Below are 2,968 nucleotides of genomic sequence, written 5' to 3' on the forward strand. Positions count from 1 at the left end.
AGATGACCGACACCCTGCAACAGATGAGGGCCGACAATGGCTGAGCACAGCAAGATCGAATGGACGGATGCCACATGGAACCCGATCACCGGGTGCAGCGTGGTCTCGCCGGGCTGCACCAACTGCTACGCCATGAAGCTGGCAGGCACCCGTCTGCGCAACCACCCCAGCCGGGCCGGGCTGACCGATAGCAGCCGCGCCGGTCCCGTCTGGAACGGCAAGGTGCGGCTGAACGACCAATGGCTGGAACAGCCGATCCACTGGCGCCGGGGCCGCAACGTCTTTGTCTGCGCCCACGGCGACCTTTTCCACGAGGACGTGCCCGACGACTGGATCGACGCGATATTCGCCGTCATGGCACTAACCCCGCAGCACAACTTCCAGGTGCTCACCAAGAGGTCGGCGCGGATGCAGGAATACATGCTGAAACTGACCCACGACGGGGCGGCCGAGCGGTTGTCTGGCGCAGCGGGAGCACGGTTCGGAGATGAGGCCGATGTCTGGGTCGCGAACTATATCAACGGATGGTCCAACCCAAGCAATGCGCGCGACCACGGCCCGGCGAATGGCACAGTGCCGCGCTGGCCTCTGCCGAACGTATGGATGGGCGTCTCTGTCGAGGATCAGGCTCGCGCAGATGAACGGATCCCCGACCTGCTGGCAACACCTGCCCATGTCCGGTTCCTGTCCTGCGAGCCGCTGCTGGGGCCGGTGAATCTACTGGTAACGGATCACCGTGGTCATGACATTTCCGCTTTGCGCGGTATCGCCTGCGACCCCAGCGATCCGGACGGCCCGGATGAATACTACCGCACTGGCAAGATCCATTGGGTCATCGCAGGCGGCGAGAGCGGCGCCGGCGCCCGGCCCAGCAATCCTGCCTGGTTCCGAGTCCTGCGCGACCAGTGCGCGTCTGCTGACGTGCCGTTCCATTTCAAGCAGTGGGGCGAGTGGCACCCCGGCGACGGCATGGGCGATGACATCGATGGCAGCGCGTTCGGCTGTTTTGATGATGCGGACAGATGGGTGCATCCCGTCCAGCAGAACTTCGCCGCCACCCGCCAGACCATGTTTCGCATCGGCAAGAAGCGCGCCGGTCGAACGCTGGACGGCGTGACCCATGACGGGATGCCGGGAGAGCGCACATGAGTGACGACCTGAACTGGCCGCGCGAAATCTGGATGGCCGAGCGCGAAGAGCACGACCAAGGTGTTGTGACTGCGGTCCTATCGGAATGGGGCACTGTTCCACGATGGGAGGGTGACAAAGAGCGAGACCGAGAATTTCATCGCTATGTCGATGCCGATATTCACGAGAGCGCGGACAAGTATTGGCGCGCCCGCATAGCCACCCTCGAAGCCCAGCTCGCCCAGGCGCGGGCCGATGGGATGCGGGAGGCGGCGGGGGTTGTAGAATGCAGGTGGGCGTACAGGACATGCAGAGAGGTGGCAGACGCCATCCTCGCAGCTATCGAGAAGGGGGAAGGGTGATGGCGTGGAAACTCGAACTGACGCGCCTTGGCAATGCCCTATACGAGGCACCGGATTGGCTGCATCCGCTGCCTTCTTGGCTCGTCTCAGTCCTTCCGTATCGCTGGGTCGTAAAGTCGTTTGAGCGCAAGGACGACGCCCAATGACCTCCCCCCGCCCTCTATCAGAGCGCGCCCTGCGGGAGGCGGCGCAGGTGGCACGCCAGGAGCGCGTGGCCATCACGGTCGAACGCGGTCCCGATGGCGCATGGGTTTACAAACTCGCCCCACAACAGCCTCATGAGAACACCAACCCTGCCGATCTGATAGACCCATGACCAAAGGACGCGACCTCCCCAGCTATATCCACCGCCGCAAGCGCGACGGCGTCCTTCTGTTCCGGAAACGATACGGCGGCAGGATCGTGGAATTCCGGCTTGAAACCCAGTTCCCGGAGGGTGCGGAGATCCCGTTTGCCCTGCACCAGGAACGCGAACGGTTGCTGAACGGCCCGGCACCGGTCAGGGGCGGCAAGGACATCGCCGCGGTGATCCGGGCGTACCGTGCAACACCGAAGTACCGCGACCTGAAACGCCGCACCCGCGACGATTACGAAAAGCACCTGCCCTATTTCGAGGACAAGCTGGGACACTTGGCGCCGCGCCAGGTCGAGCGTCACCACGTCATCAAATGGCGGGACGCATGGGCGGATGCGAAGAGCGCTCATTTCGCCAACTACCGCACCCGCGTCCTGTCCATCGTGATGGAGCATGCCAAGGACATAGGCCTGCTGACCAAGGCAGAGGAAAACCCGGCCAAGGGCCTCAAGTCGCTGAAATACGAAAAGAAGGACCGCGAGCCGTGGCCGGATACCAAGGTCGCGGCATTCCGCAAGGCCTATCCCTACGGCACGCGCGAACGCACGCTGTTTGAATTGTGCCTGGGCACCGGCCAGCGGATCGGCGACGTTCTGAAAATGCAGTGGGGTCACATCGAGGGCGACGAAATCCGGGTGACGCAGGACAAGACCGGCAAGCCCCTGTACCTGCCCATGACGCCGCACCTCTCGGCTTCACTGGCCGCAACAGAGCGTCGCGGCCTGTTCATCCTGACCAAGGACATGAGCAAGACCAAGCGGCCCGGGCAGTGGGAATATCGAGGCGCCTCGGACGCCATGCGCGCGGCCAGGGATGCCATCGGAGCGCAAGCCTACGACCTGCACGCCCTGCGCTACACAGCCGCCGTCGAGCTGCTGCTGGCCGGGTGCGATGACGACCAGATCGCCGCTGTCACGGGCCAGAGCGCCCGGATGGTCCAGCACTACACGCGGCATGTCCGCCAGCGTGTCAGAGCGCGTGAAGCGCAGAGCCGTCGAGGATGATTTTCGGCTTGCGAACAGAACAGAACGAAAATAGAAAGTGCGGCAAGGCGTGTGGAGCGCCGCACCACAAATGGCGTAAGCCATTGATAAGGCGAGTTGGCGGAGTGGTGACGCAGCGG

General features: G+C 63.6%; 3 protein-coding genes. All 3 read left to right on the forward strand.

Annotated features, from left to right (window positions below; genetic code table 11):
• Positions 1–36 precede the first annotated feature (36 nt).
• The 3 genes from PVW46_RS13295 (at position 37) to PVW46_RS13305 (ending at position 2,849) form a co-directional block, all read left to right on the forward strand.
• Entirely contained in the window at positions 37–1,149 is a 1,113-nt protein-coding gene (locus PVW46_RS13295; protein WP_069210245.1) for a DUF5131 family protein, read from the forward strand.
• The gene (locus tag PVW46_RS13300; RefSeq protein ID WP_069210246.1) at positions 1,146–1,490 is read left to right on the forward strand and encodes a hypothetical protein; all 345 of its coding nucleotides are present in this window, start codon (positions 1,146–1,148) and stop codon (positions 1,488–1,490) included. The genes PVW46_RS13295 and PVW46_RS13300 overlap by 4 nt, the downstream gene beginning before the upstream one ends.
• 312 nt (positions 1,491–1,802) lie before the next feature.
• The gene (locus PVW46_RS13305) at positions 1,803–2,849 is read left to right on the forward strand and encodes a tyrosine-type recombinase/integrase (RefSeq protein WP_069210247.1); all 1,047 of its coding nucleotides are present in this window, start codon (positions 1,803–1,805) and stop codon (positions 2,847–2,849) included.
• Positions 2,850–2,968 lie beyond the last annotated feature (119 nt).

The sequence above is a fragment of the Mameliella sp. AT18 genome, from assembly GCF_028807275.1.
GTDB classification, from domain to species: Bacteria; Pseudomonadota; Alphaproteobacteria; order Rhodobacterales; family Rhodobacteraceae; genus Antarctobacter; species Antarctobacter albus.